The 24,902-nt window shown below is 70.8% G+C and carries 19 protein-coding genes; 6 read left to right on the top strand and 13 right to left on the bottom strand.

Annotation, left to right across the window (positions count from 1 at the left end):
• Positions 1–6: 6 nt before the first annotated feature.
• Positions 7–1,332, top strand: coding sequence for a UDP-glucose/GDP-mannose dehydrogenase family protein (locus ABH928_RS31685; RefSeq protein ID WP_370072110.1), 1,326 nt, complete (start codon positions 7–9; stop codon positions 1,330–1,332).
• Between the two features lie 88 nt (positions 1,333–1,420).
• On the top strand, positions 1,421–1,831 hold the full coding sequence (locus tag ABH928_RS31680) for a CoA-binding protein (RefSeq protein ID WP_370072109.1): 411 nt from the start codon (positions 1,421–1,423) through the stop codon (positions 1,829–1,831).
• A 131-nt stretch (positions 1,832–1,962) separates the two neighbouring features.
• Here ABH928_RS31680 and ABH928_RS31675 read toward each other — a convergent pair whose 3' ends face one another.
• The 7 genes from ABH928_RS31675 to hemA form a co-directional block, all read right to left on the bottom strand.
• Positions 1,963–3,270, bottom strand: a complete 1,308-nt coding sequence (locus ABH928_RS31675; RefSeq protein ID WP_370072108.1) for an MFS transporter — start codon at positions 3,268–3,270, stop codon at positions 1,963–1,965.
• 58 nt (positions 3,271–3,328) lie between these two features.
• Positions 3,329–6,712: a PDZ domain-containing protein gene (locus ABH928_RS31670; RefSeq protein WP_370072107.1), complete on the bottom strand. Its 3,384-nt coding sequence runs from the start codon at positions 6,710–6,712 to the stop codon at positions 3,329–3,331.
• Positions 6,709–8,679 (bottom strand): phenylacetate--CoA ligase family protein, encoded by a 1,971-nt coding sequence (locus ABH928_RS31665; protein WP_370072106.1) that lies wholly within the window; start codon positions 8,677–8,679, stop codon positions 6,709–6,711. The genes ABH928_RS31670 and ABH928_RS31665 overlap by 4 nt, the downstream gene beginning before the upstream one ends.
• A 26-nt stretch (positions 8,680–8,705) precedes the next feature.
• Positions 8,706–10,010, bottom strand: coding sequence for an acetyl-CoA carboxylase biotin carboxylase subunit family protein (locus ABH928_RS31660; protein WP_370072105.1), 1,305 nt, complete (start codon positions 10,008–10,010; stop codon positions 8,706–8,708).
• On the bottom strand, positions 10,007–10,969 hold the full coding sequence (locus ABH928_RS31655) for a 3-oxoacyl-ACP synthase III family protein (RefSeq protein WP_370072104.1): 963 nt from the start codon (positions 10,967–10,969) through the stop codon (positions 10,007–10,009). The genes ABH928_RS31660 and ABH928_RS31655 overlap by 4 nt, the downstream gene beginning before the upstream one ends.
• Entirely contained in the window at positions 10,966–11,811 is an 846-nt protein-coding gene (locus ABH928_RS31650; RefSeq protein WP_370072103.1) for a TauD/TfdA dioxygenase family protein, read from the bottom strand. The genes ABH928_RS31655 and ABH928_RS31650 overlap by 4 nt, the downstream gene beginning before the upstream one ends.
• A 66-nt stretch (positions 11,812–11,877) precedes the next feature.
• Positions 11,878–13,086 (bottom strand): 5-aminolevulinate synthase, encoded by a 1,209-nt coding sequence (gene hemA, locus ABH928_RS31645; RefSeq protein WP_370072102.1) that lies wholly within the window; start codon positions 13,084–13,086, stop codon positions 11,878–11,880.
• Between the two features lie 423 nt (positions 13,087–13,509).
• Between hemA and ABH928_RS31640 the strand changes: the two genes are divergently transcribed.
• Positions 13,510–14,013 (top strand): luciferase family protein, encoded by a 504-nt coding sequence (locus ABH928_RS31640; protein WP_370072101.1) that lies wholly within the window; start codon positions 13,510–13,512, stop codon positions 14,011–14,013.
• A 180-nt stretch (positions 14,014–14,193) separates the two neighbouring features.
• Positions 14,194–14,361 (top strand): hypothetical protein, encoded by a 168-nt coding sequence (locus tag ABH928_RS31635; protein WP_370072100.1) that lies wholly within the window; start codon positions 14,194–14,196, stop codon positions 14,359–14,361.
• Positions 14,362–14,486: 125 nt separating this feature from the next.
• Here the strand turns inward: ABH928_RS31635 and ABH928_RS31630 are convergent, their stop codons facing one another.
• On the bottom strand, positions 14,487–17,441 hold the full coding sequence (locus tag ABH928_RS31630) for a BTAD domain-containing putative transcriptional regulator (protein WP_370072099.1): 2,955 nt from the start codon (positions 17,439–17,441) through the stop codon (positions 14,487–14,489).
• Positions 17,442–17,729: 288 nt separating this feature from the next.
• Here ABH928_RS31630 and ABH928_RS31625 point away from each other — a divergent pair, with 288 nt between their 5' ends.
• The gene (locus ABH928_RS31625) at positions 17,730–18,713 is read left to right on the top strand and encodes a LuxR C-terminal-related transcriptional regulator (RefSeq protein WP_370072098.1); all 984 of its coding nucleotides are present in this window, start codon (positions 17,730–17,732) and stop codon (positions 18,711–18,713) included.
• 22 nt (positions 18,714–18,735) lie between these two features.
• Here the strand turns inward: ABH928_RS31625 and ABH928_RS31620 are convergent, their stop codons facing one another.
• The gene (locus ABH928_RS31620; protein ID WP_370072097.1) at positions 18,736–19,398 is read right to left on the bottom strand and encodes a monooxygenase family protein; all 663 of its coding nucleotides are present in this window, start codon (positions 19,396–19,398) and stop codon (positions 18,736–18,738) included.
• Positions 19,399–19,457: 59 nt separating this feature from the next.
• On the opposite strand from ABH928_RS31620, the gene ABH928_RS31615 reads away from it, so the two are divergent.
• Positions 19,458–20,117: a MerR family transcriptional regulator gene (locus ABH928_RS31615; protein WP_370072096.1), complete on the top strand. Its 660-nt coding sequence runs from the start codon at positions 19,458–19,460 to the stop codon at positions 20,115–20,117.
• 7 nt (positions 20,118–20,124) lie between these two features.
• On the opposite strand, the gene ABH928_RS31610 is transcribed toward ABH928_RS31615, so the two are convergent.
• From ABH928_RS31610 to ABH928_RS31595, 4 genes are all read right to left on the bottom strand, one after another.
• Positions 20,125–21,762 (bottom strand): amidohydrolase, encoded by a 1,638-nt coding sequence (locus ABH928_RS31610; RefSeq protein WP_370072095.1) that lies wholly within the window; start codon positions 21,760–21,762, stop codon positions 20,125–20,127.
• A 227-nt stretch (positions 21,763–21,989) separates the two neighbouring features.
• On the bottom strand, positions 21,990–23,183 hold the full coding sequence (locus ABH928_RS31605) for a dipeptidase (RefSeq protein WP_370072094.1): 1,194 nt from the start codon (positions 23,181–23,183) through the stop codon (positions 21,990–21,992).
• 5 nt (positions 23,184–23,188) lie between these two features.
• Entirely contained in the window at positions 23,189–23,728 is a 540-nt protein-coding gene (gene purE / locus ABH928_RS31600; RefSeq protein ID WP_370072092.1) for a 5-(carboxyamino)imidazole ribonucleotide mutase, read from the bottom strand.
• Entirely contained in the window at positions 23,725–24,864 is a 1,140-nt protein-coding gene (locus ABH928_RS31595) for a 5-(carboxyamino)imidazole ribonucleotide synthase (RefSeq protein WP_370072091.1), read from the bottom strand. Before ABH928_RS31595 ends, purE begins: the two co-directional genes overlap by 4 nt.
• Positions 24,865–24,902 lie beyond the last annotated feature (38 nt).

The following is a 24,902-nucleotide window of genomic DNA, read 5'->3' as shown; positions in this document are numbered from 1 at the left end:
CGAGCCATGAGGATCACCGTCATCGGAACCGGATATCTGGGCGCGACCCACGCCGCCTGCATGGCCGAGCTCGGCTATGAGGTGCTGGGCCTGGACATCGTCCCGGAGAAGATCGCGACGCTCTCCCAGGGCCGGTCCCCGATGTACGAGCCGGGTCTCGACGAACTGCTGCAGCGACACGTGGCCTCGGGCCGACTGCGGTTCACCACCGACTGGGCGGAGGCCGGCGCCTTCGGTGAGGTGCACTTCGTCTGTACCAACACGCCGCAGCGCAAGGGCGAGTTCGCCTGCGACATGTCCTACGTCGAGGCCGCCTTCGACTCCCTCGCGCCGCACCTGCGCGAGGGAGCGGTGGTAGTCGGTAAGTCGACCGTCCCGGTCGGCAGCGCGGCCCGGCTGGCGGAGCGGATGGCGTCGGCCGCACCGGCCGACATCGCCGACACGATCGAGCTGGCCTGGAACCCGGAGTTCCTGCGCGAGGGCTACGCCGTGCAGGACACCCTGCACCCCGATCGCCTGGTGGTCGGCACCCGCAGCGAGCGCGCCGAGGCAGCGCTGCGCGAGGTCTACGCCCCGCTGCTCGAAGCGGGCGTTCCGCTGGTGGTGACCGACTTCGCCACCGCGGAGCTGGTGAAGACGGCGGCCAACTCCTTCCTGGCGACGAAGATCTCCTTCATCAACGCCATGGCCGAGGTCTGCGAGGCCTCCGGCGCTGACGTGGTCCAGCTCGCCGGGGCGCTCGCCTACGACGAGCGGATCGGCGGCAAGTTCCTCAACTCCGGCCTCGGCTTCGGCGGCGGCTGCCTACCCAAGGACATCCGCGCCTTCATGGCCCGCGCGGGCGAGTTGGGCGCGGACCAGGCGCTGACCTTCCTCCGCGAGGTCGACTCGATCAACATGCGGCGCCGCTCCCGGATGGTGGAGCTGGCCCGCGAGCAGTGCGGCGGCGGCTTCCTCGGCCGACGCATCGCCGTCCTCGGCGCGGCCTTCAAGCCCAACTCGGACGACGTCCGCGACTCCCCCGCGCTCAACGTCGCGGCCCAGATCCAACTCCAGGGCGGCCAGGTCACCGTCTACGACCCCAAGGCCATGGACAACGCCCGCAAGCTCTTCCCCGGACTCTCCTTCGCCCCGACCGCGCACGAGGCCGCGGCCGGCGCCCACGTCGTCCTCCACCTCACCGAGTGGCAGGAGTTCCGCGACCTCGACCCGGCCGAGCTGGGCACCCTCGTCGCCGAACGCCGGATCCTGGACGGCCGCAACGTCCTCGACCCGCACAAGTGGCGCACCGCAGGCTGGACCTACCGCGCCCTCGGCCGCCCGGGGGAATAGCCCGCGCCGTTTTTCGTTGACGTGAGCGGAAGGGCCGCGGACGAAAAGGCCCGCACGACAGGCCCACGGACGACAGGAGCGCGGCGGAATGTACGGCGACGCGGAGACGGTGCGCAGAATCGTGACGGAGTCCGGGGACACCTGGGCCGTGGTCGGGCTGTCGAACAACCGGAACCGGGCCGCGTACGGGGTGGCCCAGGTGCTGCAGCGGTTCGGCAAGCGGGTCGTGCCCGTGCACCCCAAGGCCGAGACCGTGCACGGCGAGCAGGGCTACGCGAGCCTCGCGGAGATCCCGTTCCCGGTCGATGTCGTCGACGTCTTCGTGAACTCCGCGCTCGCCGGGGCTGTTGCCGACGAGGCCGCGGCCGTCGGGGCGAAGGCCGTCTGGTTCCAACTCGGCGTGATCGACCAGGACGCCTACGACCGCACCCGCGCGGCCGGGTTGGCGATGGTGATGGACAAGTGCCCGGCCATCGAGATCCCGCGTCTGCACGGCTGACCAGCGTCTGCACGGCTGACCAACGTCCGCATGGCTGACCAACGTCCGCATGGCTGACCAACGTCCGCACGACGGGTCAGCGTCTGCATGACGGCTTGCAGGCGCTGACCCGTCGTGGACCACCGGGGCCGTCACGCCTCGGGCACGTCCCGGAGCTTGCGCAGCGGGGAGAAGACCACGAACAGCACGGCCGCCCAGTCGCCGAGGGCAGCGACCGTCATCACCGGCCGGATGCCGAAGTAGCTGCCGAGCACGCCGCCGAGCGCGGCGCCCAGGGGCATCGTGCCCCACATGATCCAGCGCACCGACGCGTTCATCCGGCCGAGCAGGGCCGGCGGGCAGATGGTCTGTCGGTAGGAGACCTGCGCGGTGTTGTAGAGCACCCCGATGACCATCAGCAGCGTGAACCCGACCGCGACCAGGATGGTGGACCAACCGGGCTGGGCGAGCGGGACGAGGAGGCCGGTCCAGCCGAAGAGCAGCGCGGGGAGCCAGATCATCCGGGCGGTTCCGATCGCCTTGCCGAGCCGGTTGGCGATCAGACCGCCGATCAGACCGCCGACCGCCGAGCCCGCCATGACCAGGCCGATGATCCACGGCGCGGCGTGCAGGACACGCACCAGGAAGACCATCTGGAGCGCCATGGTGATGGAGCCGAAGAAGTTGGAGACCGCGGTGGAGGCGACCACCTTGCGCAGGATGGGATGCCCCACGACGAAGCGCAGGCCCTCGATGATCTCCGCCCGCAGATTGCGCTTCTCGCCGGTGGCGGGGAGCGTCGGCTTCTCCTCGGGCGTACGGATCAGGAACAGGCTCAAGGCGGAGATCGCGAACGAGCCGGCGTCGGTGGCGATCGCCCGCGCCGCGCCGACCAGGGAGACCAGCAGACCACCCAGGCTGGGACCGACCAGCTGGGCGAAGGACTGCGTCGTGCCCAGCTTGCCGTTCGCGTCGACCAACTCGTCCTTGCCGACCAGGACCGGCAGGTAGCTCTGGTAGGCGATGGCGAAGAAGACGCTCAGCACGCCGGTGGCCAGGGCCACGAAGTAGAGCTGACCCAGGGTCAGCAGCCCGGTGGCGGCGCCGATCGGGATCGAGGCCGTCAGTACCATGCGGCCCAGGTCGCACCACATCATCAGCCGGTGCTTGGCCGCCCGGTCGACAATCGGGCCGGCCGGCAGTGCGACCAGGAGGAAGGCCAGCGTGGAGGCCGCGGTGAGCAGACCGACCTGGAAGGTCGTCGCGTGCAGCACCAGCACGGCGACGAGCGGCAGGGTCAGCTGTGTGACGCTGGACCCGATGTCACTGATCGTCTGCCCGCTCCACAGCAGCATGAAGTCCCGGTGGCGCCACAGGCCTGCCGCCTTCGGACTCTCCTGCTCCTGCTCCTGTTGCTGGACTTGTTCCTGCTGAACCTGCTCAACTGCTTCGGTCGTCATGTCTGCGGACCTTCCGGGACGTCTGTCGGCTCGTCGGTGTTCTGTCGGGAGCAAGCTCTCACCGGGCGCTCCCGTTTCGATCCCGCCCTGTTCCCCGACCCGTCGGCGCAGGCGGGCTCGCGGAACGGCCGTCCTCCAGGTCGGCCAGGGCCTGGGACACTGCGGCTTCGAGTTGGGGGTCCCGTCCGGCCGCCCAGTCCTGCGGGGCGATGCCGACCTCCAGGTCCGGCGTCACGCCGTCGCCCTCGAGCGCGAAGCCGGGACCCTCGAACCAGAAGGCGTGCTTCGGATGGGTGACACGGGTCCCGTCCACCAGCGCGATCGGATCGTCCATCCCGTACACCCCGCCCCAGGTACGAACGCCGACGACGGTGAAGCCGTGACCGGCTTGGAGCGCGTGGACGGCCATCTCCCCGTCGGAACCCGTCTGTTCGTCGGCGAGCACGACCACGGGCCCGAGCGGTGAACCCGGCGGATAGCTGGCGGGCGTCCCCCTGCGGGACACGTCCCAGCCAATGACGCGGCGGGTGAGCCGCTCGACGACCAGCGGCGAGATGTGTCCGCCGCTGTTCTCCCGGAAGTCCACCACCAGTCCCCCGCAGGCGAGTTCCGAGCGCAGGTCACGATGGAACTCGGCCCAGCCACGGGACATCATGTCCGGTATGTGCAGGTACCCCAGTCGGCCGCCGGACAGCCGGCGCACCTCGGCGCGACGCGAGCGGATCAGGTCGTGGTAGCGCAGGACGGCCTCGCTGCCGGTTGGGAGCACCACGATCCGCCGGTCCCCGTGCGCTCCACGGAGCGTCAGTTCGACCGGCAGGTCGGCCTTCCCGAGCAGGTGCGGGGCGGGACCCCGGCACGGGTCCACCGGACGGCCGTCCACCTCGGCGATCCGCTCACCGGGCCGCACCCGCAGCCCCGGTGCCAGCAGCGGGGAGCGCGCGGCGGCGACGGAGGACTCGCCGGGCAGCAGCCGGTCGATCCGCCAGGTGCCGTCCCCGTGTGCGGACAGGTCGGCACCCAGGAAAGCCGGGGCCCCGACCGGGCCCGTCAGGGCTGTCGGGGCTGTCGGGGCTATGGGTACCGTCGGGGCGGCCTCCGGCCTGGGAAGCACGTAGGCGTGCGAGGCGCCGAGCGCACCGTGCAGCTCCCACAGCAGGTCCACGAAGTCGTCGTACGAGCCGAGCCGGTCCAGCAGCGGCCGGTAGCGCTCGCGCTCCGCCGACCAGTCCACCCCGCACAGGTCGGCGCTCCAGAAGTTGTCGCGCATCAGGCGCCAGGCCTCGTCGTACATCTGGCGCCACTCGGCGACGGGGTCGCAGGTCACCCGCACCCGGTCGAGCGGTACCTCGACCTGCTCCTGGCCGGTCAGGTCCAGCACCGCCAGGCTCGGGCCGGACCGGACGGCGATCCGGCTGCCGTCGCCCGAGACCGCATAGGCGTCGACATCCTCGCGCACCACGGTCGCGACGCCCCAGGAAAGATCGAAACGGGCCAGAGCGGTACGGCGTCCTGGCGCCTCGGAACCCGCTGTCGTCTCGCCCAGGTTGCCCGTGCCCGTCGTCTCCGTCCAGACCACGCCGCCGCGCACGGCGCGCAGTTGGGCGAGGTCGCCGGCGGCCACCGGGAAGGCCACCACGCGGTCGGCCATTCCCCCCAGGTCGAGGACCGGGTCCAGGGCGAGGCCGGGGGCCGACGCCGTGGCCGGGCCTTCGGCGGGCCCGGGTCCGAACGGGGACAGCGTGTCGGCGGAGAGTGTCACCAGGTAGGGCCGCACCGTCGGCAGGAAGGCCATGTCGAACTGCTGCGCGTCGTACAGCGGGTCGAAGGTGCGGTTCGACAGGAAGGCGAGGTGGAGGCCGTCCTGGGTGAACGCGGGGCAGGTGTCGTTGAAACGGTCGCCGGTGACCACGGCGACCCGACGGTCCCTCAGGCGGGCCAGCCGGATGGACGATCCGTTCGCCGGCGTGGAGCCGTCGGACGGTGACCAGAGTTGCGACCAGGCCAGCAGGGCCGAGTCCGGGGAGAAGACCAGACCGGCGGGAGCGCCGTTGGCGGTGGCGGCGAGCTCCGTCACGGTTCCGGAGCCCAACTCCACCAGCAGCACCCGGCCGTCGTCGGCAGCCACCGCGCAGTGCCGACCGTCCGGGGCGACCGTCAGCTCCTGGACCCGGCCGAGTTCACCGACCGCCTGCCGCCGCTGCTCGACGGGTGCCGCTCCCGGCACCGGCAGCAGTTCGAGCCCGTCCTCGCCGCCCGCGTCGGTGACGCAGAGGACCCCCGCCGTGCCCGGAAGCTCCACCGCCAGCCTGGCGCGGACCCCGGGGGCCGCCAGCAGCTCGTGGCCCGGGGCGTCGACGACGTGGACGCGCTGGGCGGTGCCGCGGACCGTCGCGGTGACCGTCCCGCCGGTGGCGTCCAGGGAGAAGTCCTCCAGCGCCTCCCGTGCGGTGACCGTGCGCGGCTCGCGTCCCGATCGGGTACCGCCCAGCACGACGTCCAGTCGCACCGGCTCGGACTTCGGGGACCCCGGCGACTTCGGGGGCTTCAGGGACCCCGGCGACTGCGGGGATTCGAGGGATTCGAGCAGCCAGAGCTCGCCCGCGCACTGGTAGACGACCCGGGTTCCGTCGGTGGCGGCATGCCTGGCGTAGTACCCGCCGTGGTCCGTGTGGCGGCGCAGGTCGGAGCCGTCGCGGGAGGTCGAGTAGAGGGCGCCGACGCCTTCGTGGTCGGAGAGGAACGCGACGCGCCCGCCGACCCACATCGGGTTGACCAGGTGCGGGCCCACCTCGGCGAGGAGCTCGGTGAACTCCCCGCCCTGCGCTGCGTGGCCCCGCGGTGCGTGCCAGATCCGGCCGCCCATCCCGCCGCGGTACCGCTTCCACCAGGCCGGCTCCCGGTACAGCGGGGTGCCGACCAGCGCCGCGCCGTCGGCGGCGAGGGCGAGGTCCCCGGCAGGTCCGTAGGGCAGCCGCCGGGCAGGTGCGTCCAGCGGCACGGCGTGGGCCCAGGTCCGCATCGTCGGGTGCTGACTCGGGCGGCCGAGCACCAGGACCTCGGAGGTGGACAACCAACCGCGGACCGCGGTCAGGGTGTCACCCCAGTACGTCAGCCGGGTGACGGCGCCGCCGTCCACCGACGAGGCGTACGCCTCCCGGCGGCCCGTCTGTCCGGCGCCACCTCCGCTGTCGCGGGTCGAGGTCCAGGCCACCTGCCGGGCGTCCGGACTCAGCCTGGGGTGCTGGACCGGCACCCGGTCCGAGGTGAGCCGTCGGGCCTGGATGCGGTCGGTCGCCACCGCTCCCAGCTCGGCCAGCCAGACGTCGTCGTCGGCGACGAAGGTGAGCAGGTTCTGCGCAAGGTGCGGATGGCGGAGGTAGGGGCGCCCGCCGACATCGGTGTTCCCGCTGTTCCCGCTGTTCCCGCTGATGCCGCTCATGCCGCCACCAGCCGACGGTCGATGACGGTCTTGATCTTCCCGCTGACGGCGTTCCGTTCGATCCCGCCCTCCGGGCAGAGCTCGACCCGGAACTCGAAGAGATCCAGCGTGTCGTCGAAGCGGTGGGCACTGTCCAGCGTCTTGATCTCACTCATCAGGTGCTCGCGCACCTCCCGGACGTCCAGCGGCAGCGACGACTCGATCCGGATCGCGATGCTCTCCCGGCCGTCGGCCGACTCGACCACCAGCTGCACCTGGGCGGGCTGGTAGCGGGCTAGGGACTCGACCACCTCGGCGTGGGTCACCGTGGCGCCCTTGACCTTGATCAGGCCGTCCGCCCGGCCGAGGTACTCCAGCACCTGGCCGGACACGCCGCACGCGCAGTCCTGCTCGAAGACCCGGCCCAGGTCGCCGATCCGGTAGCGGATCAGCGGTCCCTCGAACTTCTGCAGGGTGGTGATCAGCAGCTCGCCGCACTCGCCGGGCGCCACCGGAGCGCTGTCCTCGTCCACCACCTCGATCAGGTTGTAGTCGGCGTTGACGTGGTGCAGGGTGCCGCCGAGCGAACCGCACTGGTAGCCCAGTTGTGCCCCGTCGTTGGCCGCCAGGACGCTGGTGATGACCTCGGTGCCGAGCTGCTCGCGCAGCCAGCTCTTGTCGGCCTCCGACATCGCCGTGCCGCCGTAGAGGATCTTCTGGATCCGCAGCTCGGGCCGGCGCGCCTTGGCCTCGCGCAGCAGCGGCATGATCAGCACCGGCAGGCCGAGCAGCGCGTTGGCCGAAAAGGACTGACAGAGCATCAGGATGTCGTCCGCGGAGACGTTCTGGGCGGTCGAGTAGCACTCCACCGGCATCCGGGAGAGCTCGCACAGCGTGGTGCTCAGACCGCCGTAAAGGCCGCCACCGTACAGCGTGTTGATCAGACGGTCACCGGGCGCAAGGCCCATCGAGTAGAACAGCGGGACCGCTTCACGGATCATGTTCTCCCAGTCGGTGCGGGAGTACGCGATGTAGCGCGGGGCCCCGCTGCTCGCGCCGCTGCGCAGCACCTCACCGGTGCGCGGGCCGGGGCTGGACAGGTCACGGCTGGTCGGCAGCGAGTGCGCGTCCAGGGCCGCCTTGTCGAGGATCGGCAGCGTGCCCAGCTCGGACAGGCCGCCGACCCGGGGCAGATCCCGGTAGTAGGGCGCGTGACGCGCCTGCTGGACCAGGTAGCGGAGCTTCGCGTCCAGCCGTGGCCGCTGCTCCTCGGTGTCCAGGCCACGGGCTGCCGAGAGAGTGGTCCCACGCCAGTACTCACGGCGGCTGAGCCCGTGGGCCCAGTCCGCCCGGCAGTCCCCGATCAGGACGGTCGCGGCCAACGGGTCGTCCTGCGCGGCGAGTTCGGCGAGTCCGGCGGACAGCCGGATGCGCAGCACGGTCGGCCCGGCGGTCTCAGCGGTCTCAGCGAGCGCGTAAAGCTCGGGGTCGAACCAGCCCGGCAGCGTCGCGTGGTCGGGAAGGACCGGCAGCAGGTCGGGTACGTGCACCGGCGATCCCGCGACGTCCGCCTGCGGGCCGAGGATCTCGGCCGAGGGAAGCGGCACCTCGGCGCGGCGCAGCAGCGTCACCAACTCACGCCAGAAGTCCGCTCGTTCGGTGCGGACGACCACCTTGTTGCCGGTCGCCCAGCCCAGCAGCAGGCCGCGCAGGGTGTTGCCGGCACGGTGGTCGTCCAGCACCACGGTGCCCACCGGGGTGAGCTCGTAGACATCGTTACCGTCGACCACGGACTGCCAGGGATACTGGCTGAGACCGCCGAACAACTCGTCCAACCCCGCGGCGAGTTGCGCATGGTCGAAGAACCGGGACAGGCCGGTCAGCCCTGCCCCGTCGAGCAGCCGGGCGAGCGCCGAGTCGGGGACGGCGGCGAGGTCGCACTGAGCGTGCTCCACCGCGAGCAGCAGGTCGGTGGGGAAGTATCGCATCGTTGGTCTCCTGGCTGGACCGCGACTCAGGCGCGGGACAAGGCCGGTACGTCGGGGGCGAGGGCGGGAGCGGGGACAGCGGCCGCAAGCAGCACGGGCGCTGCGGGCGCTGCGGGCACTGGGGGCACTGGGGGCACTGCGGGCACTGCGGGCGTCGCGGTTCCGACGCGGACGGCCCGGGCGCATTCGGTCAGGAACCTGCCGAGCTCGACGGAGTCCTCCGAGGAGGCCTCGATGAACACCGGCACCAGCCACTCCTGGTAGGTGATGTGGTCCGGCAGCGGCGCCCCCGGGGCGAGGGTGTGCAGGACGTCCACTGCCGGGTGCACGCGCAGGTGTTCCGGGATCTCGATGCGGTGCTCCGCACCGGCTCCCAGGTGGTGCCCCGGGAAGCAGAGCCACGCGTGGTAGCGGCCGGTCGAGGGGGCCGGCTCGGGCCGGGGCAGGCCCAGCCGGATGGCGATCTCGTGCGCCGGAAGGTGGACGCCCGTGTGGCCCAGGTGCGCCTGCAGGACGCCGGCGCCGCCCATCCGGTTGGCGACCTCCAGAAAGACCAGCTCGCCCTGCTCGGTCTCGAACATCTCCAGGTGGATCGCGCCCTCGGCGATCTCGAGCGCCTCGACCACCTGCGCGGCGAAGGCGAAGTGCCGCTCGTCCTGCGGCAGTTGGTACGAGCCGAGCGGCTCGCCCGCGGCGAAGTCGACCGGACGGTTGACGTACCGGCTGACCACCAGCTCCAGCAGCCGACCCTCGCCCACCAGTCCGTCGGCATGCAGGATGGCGCCCTCGACGTACTCCTCCAGCTGGTAGTCCTTCGGATTCTCCAGGCGGCGGTAGGCGACCAGGGCCTCGCGGGCGGTGTCGTGGATCGTCACCCCCTCGCTCGACGCGCCCTGCCGGGGCTTGACGACGGTCCGCCCGGACCAGGGCAGCGGCCCGCAGGGAGGCGGCGCAGCCACGAACCGCGGGTAGCGGATCCCGGACTCGGCCAGCGCCTCCTTCATGGCCACCTTGTCGCGGACCCGCTCCAGCTGCCGGAGCGAGGGGCCGTCGAGCCCGAGGTGCTGGCGGACCTGCCAGGCCTGCAGGATGCCGAACTCGGAGAGCGAGAGGACCTTCTGGTAGCCGTCGGCCGGCGAGGTGCGCCGGGTGACCCCCCCGACGAGATCCTCGTGCGCGTCGAGCTCGATGCGCCGCGCGGGCAGGTCGGCGGGGAGGTCGGCCATGCGGTGGGGGTGGCCGATGTAGGTGACCTCGTGCTCGGCGTGGTCGATGCCGAGCCGGTAGTCGATCTTCCGGTAGGGGACCTGATGTATGACGAGGATTTTCATCCCTGGAACTCCAATGCGGTGATTCCCCAGGTGAAGCCCATGGCGCTGGTGGCCAGCAGGAGCAGGTCGCCCGGCTTCAGCAGCCCCTGGACACGCAGTTGCTGAAGGGCGATCAGCGTGTCGGCGCCGCCCATGTGGCCGAGCCGGGAGTAGTTGAAGACGCTCTTCTCTTCCGGAAAGTCGAGCTCGCGCAGCAGCCGCTCGTGCATGTCCCGGTCGCCCTGATTGATCAGGAGGTAGGACACCTCGGACAGCTTCCGGCCGAGCGCGGCCAGCGTGTCCTCGATCAGTGCGGTGAAGTTCCGCACGTACGCCTCGGCCAGGCCCTTGCGGTGGGCACCACGGCGGATGAGGACCCGGCCCTCCTGGTGCTCCCCGGCGTAGTAGTCCGACCACCCCGGGTCGGTGCGCATCGCCGAGTGGAGCAGGACGAACGGGCCACGGGAGCCGGGGGCGACCAGCACGGCCGCCGCCGCGTCGCCGAAGTTGAACAGCGCCTTGGACTGCGGGTCCGAGTAGTCGACCATGCGCGAGAGCTGGTCGGCCACCAGGACCAGCGCGTGGCCCGTGCCGCGCAGTTCGAGCTTGTCGCCGGCGATCTTGAGTGCGGTCATCCCGCCGTTGCAGAAGTTGGACACCTCGAAGCAGTGCGCCCACTCGATGCCCAACCCGTGCGCCACCTTGGCGGCGGGGGACCAGAACGGGACATCCCACTCCCCCGATCCGGCGTAGACCACGTAGCGGATGTCCGCCGGGTCGACCGTGTTCCGGTAGAGCACCTCGCGCGCGGCCCGCAGGGCCATCTGCCAGGAGAGCTCGTCCTCGTCCAGCGCGGGGAACCGCGCGGCATGCGTGATCTTCAGGATGTCGGCGGCCGGTACCCCGGAGGCGGCGTGCATGCCCGCCACGCTCACCTGCCCTCCGGGGTAGCCGATCCCGAAGTCGACGATGCCGCTCACGGCCGCCGGGTTTCGATGCTGACGCGGTGCACGGTGCGCGAGGCGCCCGGCTCGACCTCGGTGGCGATGTGATAGGTGGTCCGGGTCTTCCAGATGACCAGGTCGTTCGGGGTCCACTGGTGGGTGTAGACGTGGGCCTCGTCATGGATGAGGCCGTCGAGCATGGTGAAGAAGGCCTCGTTCTCGTTCGGGTCGAAGCCCAGCACCGAGTCCATGTACTCGCGGGAGCCGTAGACGTACTCACGGCCGGTGTACTCGTCCTTGCACACCACCGGGTGCTCGACCTTGGGGTGCTCGATGTCGATCAGCGCCTTGAACTCGGCAACCGACAGGCCCACGTGCTCCTGGCGGATCCGCAGCCGCTTGCCGACAGTGTGCAGGCCGATCCGGTCGGACAGCTTCGCCTTCCACTCCTCGGGCATGCGGTCGTACACGTCCACGGCGTTGGCGAACTTGGTGTGGCCGCTGCTGCCGGGCACGTTGACGCCGTGCAGCATGGTGTAGGGCGCGGGGTCGGCCACGAAGGACGAGTCCTGGTGCCAGAAGTTGCCTACTCGGGCGACGCCGAGCGGCTTGTCGTCCTTCATCTCGTTCGAGGAGATCATGATCTCCTCGAACTCGGGGTGGCGGTACTTGCTGATCAGGAACGGCACCGGCCGGCCCAGTCGGGCGGCCAGGTCGATCTGCTGCCGCGGCGTCAGCTCGATACCGCGGACCACCACCAGCTCACGCTCGTGGACTCCCTGGACGAGCTGCTCCCATACCTCCGGGCGCACCAGGTCCTCGTAGCCGACGTCGCTCAGCTCCAGGCCGATGAAAGGGGTGATCTCGGTGATGTTCACGGTTCCTCCGTCATGCGTGGGTGGGGGTGCGGGTGTGGGTGGGGGTGCCTGGCTGCTGTTGCTGTCTCAGTTCTCATGCAGGCACTGCTGCATCGAGGCGGCGAAGTGCGTGATCTGCGCCTCCGTGCGGAACGGACCGACGGTGACGCGGAAGCGCTCGCCCCCGCGGGCCACCGAGGGGAAGTTGATGGGCTGGACGTAGATGTCGTGCTTCTCCAGCAGGGCGCGGGACACCCGGCGCACGCGCTCCCCGCCGGGCACCATCACCGGTACCAGGTGGCTGTCCGCGTCGATGAAGTCGACGTCCCTGGCGCGGAGTTCGGCTTTCATCAGCGCGGTCTTGCGGTTCAGCTCGGCGCGCATGCCGGTTCCGGCCCGGACGAGCTCCAGGCTCCGCAGGGTGGCGTCCATGGCGGCCTGCGGCATCGCCGTGGTGAAGATGAAGCCCGGGGCGTGGGAGCGTACGTAGTCCAGTGCGGCGTCGGGGCCGGCCACGTAGCCGCCGACGGTGCCGATCGCCTTGCCGAACACGCCCTGGACGAAGGTCGCCCGGTGATCCCCGAGCTCCTCGCTCAGACCCGCGCCGGTGGCACCCCGGACCCCGATGGAGTGGGTCTCGTCGAGGAAGGTCAGCGCGTGGTACTTCTCCGCGAGATCGAATATCGCGGAGGCCGGCGAGACGTCGCCGTCCATGGAATAGACGGATTCGAAGACGATCAGCTTCGGACGGTCCGGAGCGTACCGCGCGAGTTTCTCCTCCAGATCCGCGAGATCGTTGTGCGCGAACACCTCCTTGGTGGCCCCGGAACGAATGATCCCCTCGATCAGCGAGCGGTGGTTCAGGGCGTCGGAGAAGACGACCATGTCGTCGATCGCGGCAATCAACGTGCTGAGCGTCTCGAAATTGGCCACATAGCCGCTGGAGAAGGTGAGGGCACGCTCCTTGCCGTGCCAGGCGGCCAGCCTGCGCTCCAGCTCGACGTGGGTCGTGCTGGTGCCGGCGATGTTCCGGGACCCGCCGGTCCCGGTCCCGTGCAGGGCGGTCGAGGCCAGCTGCGCTCGGATGACCTCCGGGTTCTGGCTCATTCCCAGGTAGTCGTTGCTGCACCAGACCTCGATCTTGCGACCCTCGTACATGGTGTGACCGGGGTCGGCGGCGAGGTGCCCGACCGGCAGGAACTCCCGGTAGAGCTCGCTCTGCTTCAGCTCCGCGATCCGCTCCTCGAAGGAGTCGAAGACCGTCGGCTGCCGGGTCTCGAAAGCGGTGATTGTCATTCTGTCCCCTCCAAGGCGCACTTCATTCGATCCATAGCTGAATGCGCGACTGAATGCGTGACGAATACCGCAGGAAAGGGATTCACCCGGAGTTTCTGGCCGGTTTTCCCCTGTTCCCGCCGTGCTTTCCGGTAATCATCCTGACCCATGGCCGACGCTGAATCCAAGCGATTCGGCTGGCACGATCTCGCCTGTCGTCCTCACGCCAGTACAGCCGCCTCCGCGGCACCCGGTCCCCGTGCCCTGACGCGATACGGAAGGTTTGAGACCCTACGGGCGATGTGTCAGGCTTCCACCTGCTCAACCCTGTTGAGCCGGGGGGATATGGTCGGGAATCAGATGGGAACGGCTGATGCCAGGTTGCCGGGAAGACATGTACGCGCGGGTGCGACGCACGGCGCCCGCCGGATGGGAGAACCCCCTGTGAATCTGCCCGAACTGGACCCGCCCGAGCTGGACCTGCCTGAGCTGAAGCTGCCCGAGCGCTCCAGCCCTCCGCCGCTGGTGTCGCCCGACCACCCCGTCGAACAGGTCACCCAACCCGCCCCGACGCACCTTCAGGAAGAGCTGCTCCAGGTGCTCGAGACACTGCCGGGGGTGGAGATCCGGCCGTCCCTCATCTGCGTTCCGGGCACCCGGGCCGGTCATCTGACGCCGACGCTGGCGCACGGACCGCTCCAGGCCTTCCTGGCCGGCACCGAGTTCGCCCATCTGCACCCGGTGTACGACGGCAGTCTGCACGTGATGCTGCCGCCGTCAGCAGTCGAGGCCGTGGTGACCGGAGGCTGGGGCATACCCGCCGGTCCCGCCGGTTCGGTGCTGGTGTACGGACCGCGCGACGACGCGGAGGCCGAGGTTGCCCGGCAGCTTCTGCTGGCCGCGTACCGGTACGCCTGCACCGAGCCCCGCGGCGGCCGACCGAGCTGAACCCCGGCGAACGAAAGCGCACGAATCACCTCAACAGCCCACCGGTATCCCTGAATTGGGCCCGGAGCGCTGCTTCCGCAGGGATACTCGGGCGCGCGGGATCGCTAGGGGAACGGATCGGGAACGGGTGCGACGAGCCTCGAGGTGTCGGACCAACCGCCACTCTCAAGGGGTAGAAGCATGCGCAGCAAGCTCATCGCACTCACCGTCGTCGTCTGCGGTCTCCTCGCCCTCGTCCTGTGCCAGGCCATGCCGGGTGCGGCGGCCACCCAGGGCCACCGCCCGGCAGGGGCCGTGACGCTGGCGGATGACAACCCCATCCCCAACATCTCCCCGGCCGTGTCGTGAACACCGCTTCGTGAACACCAAGTTGGGAACACCGCGTCGTGAAGGCCGAGTTGGGGACGCCCAGCAGATCAGGCCGGGCACAGCGGATCAGGCCGGGCACAGCGGATCAGGCCGGGCAGAGCGGATCAGGCCGGGCGGCGGCGCTCCTCCGGAATGCCCATCGCGGCGAACAACTCGCCTGCCCGGCCCCGGTGTTCTCGCGCCTGCTCCGACTCCCCCAGGGCCTCGGCACAGGCCCCGAGCCCTTCCAGCGCGTAGGCCATCTCGATCCGGAACCCGGTCTCCTCGGCCAGTCGCAACGCCTGTCCGTGCCGTGCCTGGGCCTGGACGTGCTCACCCCGGGCCTGGTGGATCCGACCCAGGATGTTCTCCACCGTGGCCCTGCGTGCGGCCGAACCGCTCGTCCAGACCAGGTCCAGCGCGCGCAGCCCGTAGTCGTAGGCCACCGACGGACGGCCCGCCCGAAGGTGTGCGTCGGCCAGCCGGGCCAGGACCAGTGACGCGTTGCCCGGCCGATGCAGGGACCGGTGCAGTTCCTGGGCGTTCGTGAGGACGTCCAGCGCCTCCTCGTACGACCCCAGGCCCAGATGCGCGTTGGCGAGGTTGACCAGGGCCAGGGCCTCGTTGTCCACCTCACCGAGCTTGCGGTTGATCTCCGCCGAGGTGCGCGCCGCCTCGGCCGCCGCAGGGTACCTGCCGAGCAGGGCGCTGACCGAGCTGATGCTGATCAGCGTCGCCGCCTCCTCGCGCGGACTGCCCAGGGCCCGGTGCAGCAGGAGCGCCGCCTCCAGATCGCGCAGGCCGTCCGCGTACCGGCCCAGACTGTTGCGGAAGGCCCCGAGCCTGCCCAGGCAGGCGGCCTCCCCGTGCCGGTCACCGATCTCCACCGCGATCTCCAGCGCCTGCTCCAGCGCGTCGACGCCCTCCTGCACCCGGCCGAGCTGCCACAGCGCGACCGCGAGATTGGTGAGGCTGAGGCGGAGCAGCAGTCGGTCCCCCAGACGGCGCGATGCAGCCACCGCGAGCTGACCGGCTTCGAGCAACTCCTCGCCACAGCCCTGCATGTGCAGGAACGAGGCGAAGGCGCGGGGCAGATAGGCGCAGTGCCAGTCCAGTCCCCGCCGAGCGGCCAGCCGGACGGCGACGAGCAGGTTGCGGTGTTCCCGCTCGAACCAGGCAAGGGCGGCGTCCGGGGTCGCAAAGGCAGGCAACGCGGCGGTCGGGGCGGGGAGTTCGATGCCGAACTCGACCCGGCCGGGGAACAGCACCTCGCAGGCGCCCTCGACCGCGAGCACGTAGTTGTCCAGCAGCCGACTGACCGCAAGGCCGTCCTCGGGCGCCGTCTCGGCCGTGCACAGGCTGTGGGCGAAGCTGCGGACCAGGTCGTGGAAGGTGTACCGGCCCAGCTCGTGCTGCTCCAACAGGTGCGCGTCGAGCAGCAGTTCCAGCAGCTCCTCCGCCGGGACGGTCGGCGTTCCCAGCAGGGCCGCGGCGGAGTGCACGTCGAGGTCGCCCGGGTGCAGGCTCAGCAGCCGGAAAGCGTTCCGGCACTCCGCATCCATGGCGAGGTACGACAACTGGAGGGTGGCTGCCACGCCGCGGCTGCGCGAGGCCAGTTCGTCCAGCTTCCTTGCCTCGTCGGACAGCCGGTCCACCAGGTACTGGATGGTCCAGCGCGGCCGGTGGCTCAGCCGGGCCGTCGCGATCCGCAGCGCCAACGGCAGCCGGCCGCACAACTGGACCAACTCCTCGGCCGCCGTGGGCTCCGCGGCCACCCGCTGCTCGCCGAGGGTGCGCTCCACCAGCGCCAGGCTGTCCTGCACGGAGAGCACACCGATCGACAGAGCCCGCGCACCGTCCAGGTCCACCAGCCGGATCCTGCTGGTGATCAGCACCATGCACTTGGGGGAGGACGGCAGCAGGGGGCGTACCTGCTCCGCATCGGCGGCGTTGTCGAGCAGGATCAGCAGTCGGCGCTGCGCCGTGGTCATCCGCCACAGTGCGATCTTGCTGAGCAGGTCGTCGGGGATCCGGTCGCCGGGCAGACCCAGGGACCGCAGCATGACGTCGAGCACCTCGCTGGGCTCCCTCGGCTGCTGCCCAGGTGTGAAGCCGTGCAGATCGATGCTGATCTGCCCGTCCGGGTACAGCTCGGCGAGCCGGTGGGCGGCGTGCACCGCCAGCGCCGTCTTGCCGCTCCCGCCCATGCCGTCGATCGCGAGGATCGGGGTGCCCTGCGCGACGGGCTCCGCGGCCGCCGAGAGCAGCTGCTGCAGCTGCTCGGTCCGGCCGGTGAAGTCCTGGACGTCGTACGGCAGCGAGCACGGGGCGGGGGCCGGCTGCGCGAGAGCATGCGGCTCCGCAGTGGCCGCAGTGGCCGGGCCGGTCTGGGCGGAGGGGGCGGACGGGGTCGGCGGGCGCGGGGCGGCGAGTTCGGGGCTCGCCCGCAGGATGCCCTCGTGGAGCCCGCTCAGCTCGGGCCCCGGGTCGATCCCGAGTTCCTCGGCGAACAGCGCTCGCACCCGCTGGTACTCCTCCAGTGCCTCGGCCTGTCTACCGGAGCGGTACAGGGCCAGCATCAGCTGGCCGTGCAGAGACTCTCTCAGCGGGTTCTCCCGGGCCAACTCTCTGAGGTCGCCGACCAGTTCGGCGGCCTCGCCCAGGCCGAGCTGCAGCTCGAAGAGCTGCTCGACGGCGGCCAACCGCCGCTCCTCCAGGGAGGTCGCGGCGGCCTGGAGCAGCATGCCGCCCTCCCCGGCCAGCAGCCTGCCCCGCCACAGTTCGAGCGCCGCCCGGAGCTGGTCGACCGCGTTGACCGGCAGTCCCGCGGCCACCGCCTCCCGGGCACGGCGCAGGCGCACCCCGAACAGGCTCAGATCCACCTGGTCGTCGTCGACGGCGACGCGGTAACCGGGACCGTCGGTCACGAAGAGGGCGGCTCCCCCGGGTATGCGCTGGCGCAGGTCGGCGACGATCTTCCGGATCTGGTGCGCGGCGGTGGCCGGGGGCGCGTCGTCCCAGGTGATCTCCACCAGTCGGGCGACCGGAACGACCCGGCCGGGCTCCAGGAGGAGAGCCACCAGGACCCGCTCCTGCAGCGGACCACCCAGACGAAGACGTGCCTCTCCAGCCCAACACTCCACTGTGCCAAGAATGTTGAACCGAATCCGACGTTGCTGGGGATCGACCCGCATACGCATTCCCTCATTGCCGTGCATAAGCCCAGGTCGGGCCGCTGGCACGGATACTACGGAACCTGGTGTCCAGGGGGTACCGAATCGGGAGGGGACCGGGAACGGCTGCTCTCATGCTGAGACGGTCAACAGGCGCGTCCTCGCCTGACATCCCTTGGCCACCGGAGACGAGAAGTGCTGAAACTCCCGCACCTGGATCCGACGTCCGTCACCGTCTATCGGGCTCATGTCGCCCAGCCCAGCGCCACCGAAGAGCAGCTCTGCGCCATGCTGGGCATCCCGCTCGACGAGGTGCGGCGCGCGCAGCGCCAACTGGAGACGCTGAACCTGCTGCGCCCGGCGCCGAACGGCCTGTGGGTCGCGGTCCACCCGGAGACGGCATCCGAGCTGCTGCTCTCCGAAGCCGAGCGGGCCCTGCTCGAACAGCGCACGGCGATGGCCAGCACCCGGGCCCGTCTGGACGCGCTGACCGGCGACTACCTGGACGCCCTCAGGCATCGGCCGGTCAACCGCGGCGTCGAGAGCGTCGAGGGCCAGGAGGAACTGCGGGCGGTCATCGAGGAACTGACCCTCGGCTGCCGCTCCACCGTGGACGCCATGGTCCGGATCAGCGATCACGCCGATCGGGAGTTGCTGCCGGAGATGCAGCTCGACCTCGCGATGCTGGCCGGCCGCGTGCGGGTGCGGACCCTGATGCAGCGCACCGGACCGGGCAACCTGGGCACCAAGTACCTCCGGGCGATCTCCACCGCCGGTGCCCAGGTGAAGAGCCTGACCATGCTGCCCGCGTGCATGTTGGTCTTCGACGGCACGACCGCGGTGCTGCCCCTCGGCCCCGGCGGCGCGCCGGGCCACGGCGTGGTGATCCGCGACCCGGCGGTCCTGCAGCTGCTCACGGAGCTGTTCGAGCAGCATTGGGAGCAGGCGAGCGATGTCGCCGACCCCGCGGCGGCGACGGCGGACGCGGGCCCGACCGACATGGAGCGCGCCGTGCTGCGGATGATGGCGGCGGGCAAGAAGGACGAGGTGATCGCACGCCAGGTCGGCGTCTCGACCCGTTCGATCAGCCGGGTGATCGCCACGCTGATGCAGCGCCTCCAGGCCGACAGCCGCTTCCAGGCAGGCGTGCACGCCACCGCCAACGGGTGGCTAGCGTGACTGTGCCAGGGACAGCTGCCCGCTATCGGGATCCCGCGTCCCGACGGCTGATCAGCGCCTCGACCGCGGTGTCCGCCTCGGCCCTGGTGGTCGCGGTGAAGACCGGGTCCTCACCCCGGTCGTAGCCGTGGCCGCCCTCGCGGGAGATCGCGGGTTGGAGGCCCATGATCGCGCCCAGGCCCGTCGGCGGCATGTCGCCGTAGAGGCACTGGTAGCCGCCCGCCCGGACGGAGAGCATCTCGTGCCAGATGCCGACCGCGCCCCTGCCCGCGAAGTACCGCTTCCAGAATGCGGTTTCGGCCGGTCGGTGGGAGCGCTGCGGGTCGTGTGCGAAGGCGCGGATGTCGCCGGCCCGGCGCCAGTACTGGATCACCATGACCTGGCCCGGCCCCGGGCCCAGGAGCAGGCGGTAGCCGAGCAGTCCGCCCTCTGGGTCGGCGGAGAGCTCGCGCAGCATCCGCGGCATGGCCATCAGCACCGGAACCCAGTGGCGCACCGAGAACCAGCGGTTGACCCGCAGGCCGATCAGCATCATCGCGACCGGCTCGTCGTTCTCGGCCAGGTACCGCCCGCGCAGCGGACCGCGTCGGTGCTCGCGCGCTTGCTCGGGGGTGCGGGGCCCTACTCTGGTCCATTCGGAGCGGGCCAGCAGACGTATACCGTTGACGAGATTGAATCCGTCCATGCATGGATAGTCGCACTATCCACGACGTCTGTCGAGATGTCAGATCGGAGCAAGTCCAGGTGCAGCTGTCGGAGTTGAGCGAGCGCAGCGGGGTCTCCACGGCCAGCATCAAGTACTACCTGCGCGAAGGCCTGCTCCCCGCGGGCACCCCCGTCAGCGCGCGGAAGGCCGAGTACGACGACGACCATCTGCGGCGACTCCGGCTGATCCGGGCGATGCTGTCGGTCGGCGGGATGTCGGTGACCCAGGCCCGCGACGTCCTCGCCGTCGCCGAGGACCCGGCGTTCGGCCGTCACGAGCGGCTCGGCATCGCCCAGTACCTGCTGCCCCCGCAGGTCACCCCGCCGGAAGCGGAGTCGGACGCGGCGGCTCACGCGCGGTGGACCGCCCTGCGCACCGAGGTCCTGGCCCTGCTGCGGGACGAACTCGGCTGGCAGATCACGGAGTTCGCCCCCGCCCTGGACACCCTCACCCGCGCCCTGACCACCCTGCGCGACCTCGGTTACCGCGCGGACGTCGCGTTCCTCCAGCGCTACGGCGAGGCCCTGCGCCCGATCGCGGAGGCCGAGTACCAGGTGATCGAGGAGATCCCGCAGGTGGAGGAGGCGATCGAGGCGACGATCGCCTACACCGTGCTCTACGAGCCGGTGCTGCTGGCACTGCGCCGGCTCGCCCACGAGGACGTGTCGGCGCGACTCCATCCGAACGCCGTGAACTGACGTATTGTCAGCTCCGGCGGAAGACCCGCTCGCCGCCGACGAAGGTCTGCTCGACCGTCGTCGCACCGATCTCGTCGGCGGGGCCCGCGTACGGGTCGCGGTCGACCACGACCAGGTCGGCCAAAGCGCCCGGACGGATCACACCGGTCTCGTCGAGGTGGTTCACGTGGGCGCTGCCAGCCGTGTACGCGGCCAGCATGGTGGTGAGGTCGATCCGCTGCTCGGGGAGGAAGACCTCCCGGTCGTCGCCGTGGTTGACCCGGTTGACCGCGACGTGGATGCCCTCCCACGGGTTGGGCGTGCTCACCGGCCAGTCGCTGCCCGCCGCCAACGTCGCGCCCGCGCGCACCAGATCGCCGAACGGGTACTGCCAGTCGGCCGACTCCCCGCCCAGGAACGGGATGCAGAGCGCGTCCAGCTGCGGCTCGTGCGCGGCCCAGAGCGGCTGCAGGTTGGCGATCGCGCCCAGCTTCGCGAAGCGCGGGACGTCGTCGGGGTGGACCACCTGCAGATGCGCCAGGTGGTGCCGGTTGTTGCCGCGTCCGTTGGCGTGCAGCGCGGCCTCGACCGCGTCCAGCGCCTCGCGCACGGCACGGTCGCCCAGCGCGTGGAAGTGCACCTGGAACCCGAGCGCGTCCAGCTCGGTGACGTACGACCGCAGCGCGACCGGATCCACAAAACTCAGGCCGGAGTTGTCGGTGGTGCAGCCGCAGGCGTCCTTGTACGGGACGGTCATCGCGGCGGTGAAGTTCTCCGCGATCCCGTCCTGCATCACCTTGACCGAGCCCGCCCGGAACCGCCCGGCCGTCAGCTTGTCGCGTCGTGCGACCAGCTCGGGGATCTGGTCCGCGCCGCGCTCCCGGTCCCACCACAGCGCGCCGTTGACCCGCGCGGTCAACTGCCCGTCGTTGGCGGCGGCGAGGTACGCGTCGGAGACGTCCGGCTGGCCGTTGAAGACGCCGAGGATGGCGTCCTGCCAGGCGGTGATCCCGAGCGAGTGCAGGTACGCCTGCGCACGCAGCAGACCCTTGACCCGGTCCTCGACGCTCGCCTTGGGAATGACCCGGGCGACCAGGGCGGTCGCGCCCTCCTGCAGCATGCCGGCGGGCGTGCCGTCCGCCTCGCGCTCGATCCGGCCGTCGGCGGGGTCGGGCGTCTCCGCGGTCAGCCGGGCGAGCTCCAGGGCACGGGTGTTGGCCCAGGCGCCGTGGTGGTCGCGGTTCAGCAGGAAGACCGGCCGGTCCGGCACGACCGCGTCGAGCTGCGCGCGGCTCGGCAGTCCGCCCTCGAAGGCCTCCATCGCCCAGCCCGCGCCGGTGATCCACGGCCGCTCCGGAAACGCGGTGGCGTACGCGGCGATGCGGCGGGTGTACTCACCGAGATCGGTCGCGCCGGAGAGGTCGCACTCCCCCATCTCGACGCCCCCGTACACGGCGTGGATATGCGCGTCCTGGAACCCGGGCAACAGGGCGCGTCCGCGCAGGTCCACGATCTCGGTCCCGGGCCCGGCGAGTTCACGCAGGTCGTCCTGCCCCACCGCGAGGATCCGCTCACCACGTACGGCGACAGCGCTGGCTCGCGTCCGCGCGGAGTCCATGGTGAGCACGGGGCCACCCACGAAGAGGACGTCGACGTCGTTAGGCATGCGTTTCCCCTGTCACCAGCGTTGGTCAGGTTGCATGTTAACTCTTACCTGTCGCCTGCTCAGATCAGACCAGACGCATATGCCAGAGAGCGCACGAGGTCGTTGCAAACGTCCAGGGGCGCGGGGAGCTGCGCGAAAGGCCACCCGCGCAGGTAGAGCCCCGACGAACAGGGCCATCCGCTCATCAGTGGTGTCTCGCGCAGTTCCCCGCGCCCCTGACAGTGCGACTACTGACCGTCGAGTTGACCGATCGTCGAGATCGAAGGTGCGACGTCCCGCAGCTCGTGGGCGACGCGCTCCGCGTCGCGGAGGACGCGGACCGCGTTCTTCCACGTCAGCTTGGCGAGGTCGTCGCGCGACCACCCGCGTCGCATCAGCTCTGCGATCAGGTTCGGGTAACCCGACACGTCCTCCAGGCCCTTGGGCGTGAAGGCCGTGCCGTCGTAGTCGCCGCCGAGGCCGATGTGGTCCACGCCCGCGACCTCGCGCATGTGGTCCAGGTGGTCGGCCACCGTCGCCTCCGTGGCCACCGGGCGCGGGTTCGCCGCCTCGAACGCGGCCTGGACCGCAAGCCCCGCCGGGGACAGGTCGAGGTGGTGGAAGCCGTGCGCGACCATGTTCGCGTCGGCCGCCTTCGTCCAGGCCACCGCCGCCGGGAGGACGAACTTGGGCACGAACGTCGCCATCGCCACACCGCCGTTGCCCGGCAGTTGGGCCAGCACGTCGTCCGGGATGTTCCGCACGTGGTCGCAGACAGCGCGCGACGAGGAGTGCGAGAAGAGCACCGGCGCCCGGGTCACCCGCAGGGCGGCGCGCATCGTGTCGGCGGAGACGTGCGAGAGGTCGACCAGCATGCCGAGGCGGTTCATCTCCCGGACGACCTCCTCGCCGAAGCGGGTCAGGCCGCCGGCCTTCGGCTCGTCGGTGGCCGAGTCCGCCCACGAGAGGTTGTCGTTGTGGGTGAGCGTCATGTACCGCACGCCCAGCTGGTACAGCGCGCGCAGCGTCGCCAGCGACTCGTCGATCGAGTGGCCGCCCTCCGCGCCCATCAGCGAGGCAAGTCGGCCGTGCGCCCGAGCCTGCTCCATGTCGTCCGCGGAGAAGGCCAGTTCCAGCTCGTCCGGATAGCGGGCGACCAGCGCGCGGACGCAGTCGATCTGCTCCAGCGTCGCACTGACCGCCTTGTCGCCCGCGTAGTCGCTGCGGACGTAGACCGACCAGAACTGCGCGCCCACGCCGCCCGCCCGCAGCCGGGCGAGGTCGGTGTGCAGGTGCGCACGCTGGTCGGTGGCGATGTCACGCTGCGTCAGGTCGTAGTGGACCTGCTCGCGCAGCTTCCACGGCAGGTCGTTGTGACCGTCGACCACCGGGTACTCGGCGAGCAGTTCCCGTGCCTGCTGCAGCAGTTCCGCGTCCGCCACGGTGGTCAGCCCCCGAAGCCGAAGCTGGCGGCGCCGGCGACCTTGGCCCGCAGCTTGCGGCCCTTCTCGGTGGCCTGCTCGTTGAGCTCCTGCTGGAACTCGGCCATCCGCCGGGCCAGGTCCGGGTCGAACGCGGCCAGCATCCGCACCGCGAGCAGGCCCGCGTTGCGCGCGCCGCCGACGGAGACGGTGGCCACCGGGACGCCCGCGGGCATCTGCACGATGGAGAGCAGCGAGTCCATGCCGTCCAGGTACTTCAGCGGCACCGGGACACCGATGACCGGCAGCGTGGTGACGGAGGCGAGCATGCCCGGCAGATGTGCCGCGCCGCCCGCGCCCGCGATGATCGCCTTCAGCCCGCGACCGGCGGCGGCCTCGCCGTAGGCGACCATCTCGCGCGGCATCCGGTGCGCGGAGACGACGTCCACCTCGTAGCGGATCTCGAACTCCTCCAGTGCCTGGGCGGCGGCCTCCATGACCGGCCAGTCGGAGTCCGAACCCATCACAATGCCGACAACCGGCTGCTCGGTCATCTGCTCGGTCATTCCGTGATGTCCCCTCGAAGGTAGGCGGCGGCGTGCCGGGCACGCTCCCGGACGTCGTCCAGGTCGTCGCCGAAGACTGTGACGTGGCCCACCTTACGGCCGGGCTTCACATCCTTGCCGTACATGTGGATGCGGAGCCCGGGGTCGCGCGCCATGCAGTGCAGGTACGCGCTGTACATGTCCGGGTAGTCGCCGCCGAGCACGTTGACCATGACGGTCCACGGCTGACGCGGACGCGGGTCGCCGAGCGGCAGGTCGAGCACGGCGCGGACGTGGTTCTCGAACTGCGAGGTGACCGCGCCGTCGATGGACCAGTGGCCGGAGTTGTGCGGACGCATGGCCAGCTCGTTGACGAGGACGCGACCGTCGCGCGTCTCGAAGAGCTCGACGGCGAGGTGGCCGGTGATGTCCAGCTCACCCGCGATCCGCAGCGCGAGCGCCTGGGCCTCGGCGGCCAGGTCCGCAGAGAGGTTCGGGGCGGGCGCGACGACCTCGTGGCAGATGCCGTTCTTCTGCACGGACTCGACGACCGGGTACGCCACGGCCTGCCCGTGCGGCGAACGGACCACGTCGGCGGCGAGCTCGCGGACGAAGTCGACCTTCTCCTCTGCGAGCACGGGCACGCCCGCACGGAACGGCTCGGCGGCCTCGGTCTCGTCGGCGACAACCCAGACGCCCTTGCCGTCGTACCCCCCACGGGTGGTCTTCAGGACGACCGGATAACCCTCACCCTCGTTCGCGAAGGCGGTCACGTCCGCTGGGTCGCCGACGAGGCGGTGCCGGGGGCAGGGGACGCCGAGGCCGTCCAGCTTGGCCCGCATCAGGCCCTTGTCCTGCGCGTACACCAGCGCGTCCGGGCCCGGCCGGACCGCGAAGCCCTCGGCCTGGAGGGTGCGCAGGTGCTCGGTCGGCACGTGCTCGTGGTCGAACGTGATCACGTCGCAGCCCTCGGCGAAGCGACGCAGCGTGTCCAGGTCCCGGTAGTCACCGAGGACGACGTCACCCACGACGAGCGCCGCGGAGTCCTGCGGGGTGTCCGCCAACAACCTGAAGCGCACGCCCAGCGGGATCGCCGCGTCGTGTGCCATCCGGGCCAGCTGCCCGCCACCGATCATGCCCACCACGGGAAAAGTCACATGGCCAAGGATATCGGGCCAGGCCCGTGGGCTTGTCC

The sequence above is a fragment of the Streptacidiphilus sp. MAP5-3 genome (assembly GCF_041262505.1).
GTDB lineage: Bacteria > Actinomycetota > Actinomycetes > Streptomycetales > Streptomycetaceae > Streptacidiphilus.
This window is presented reverse-complemented; position numbering and strand designations above follow the sequence as displayed.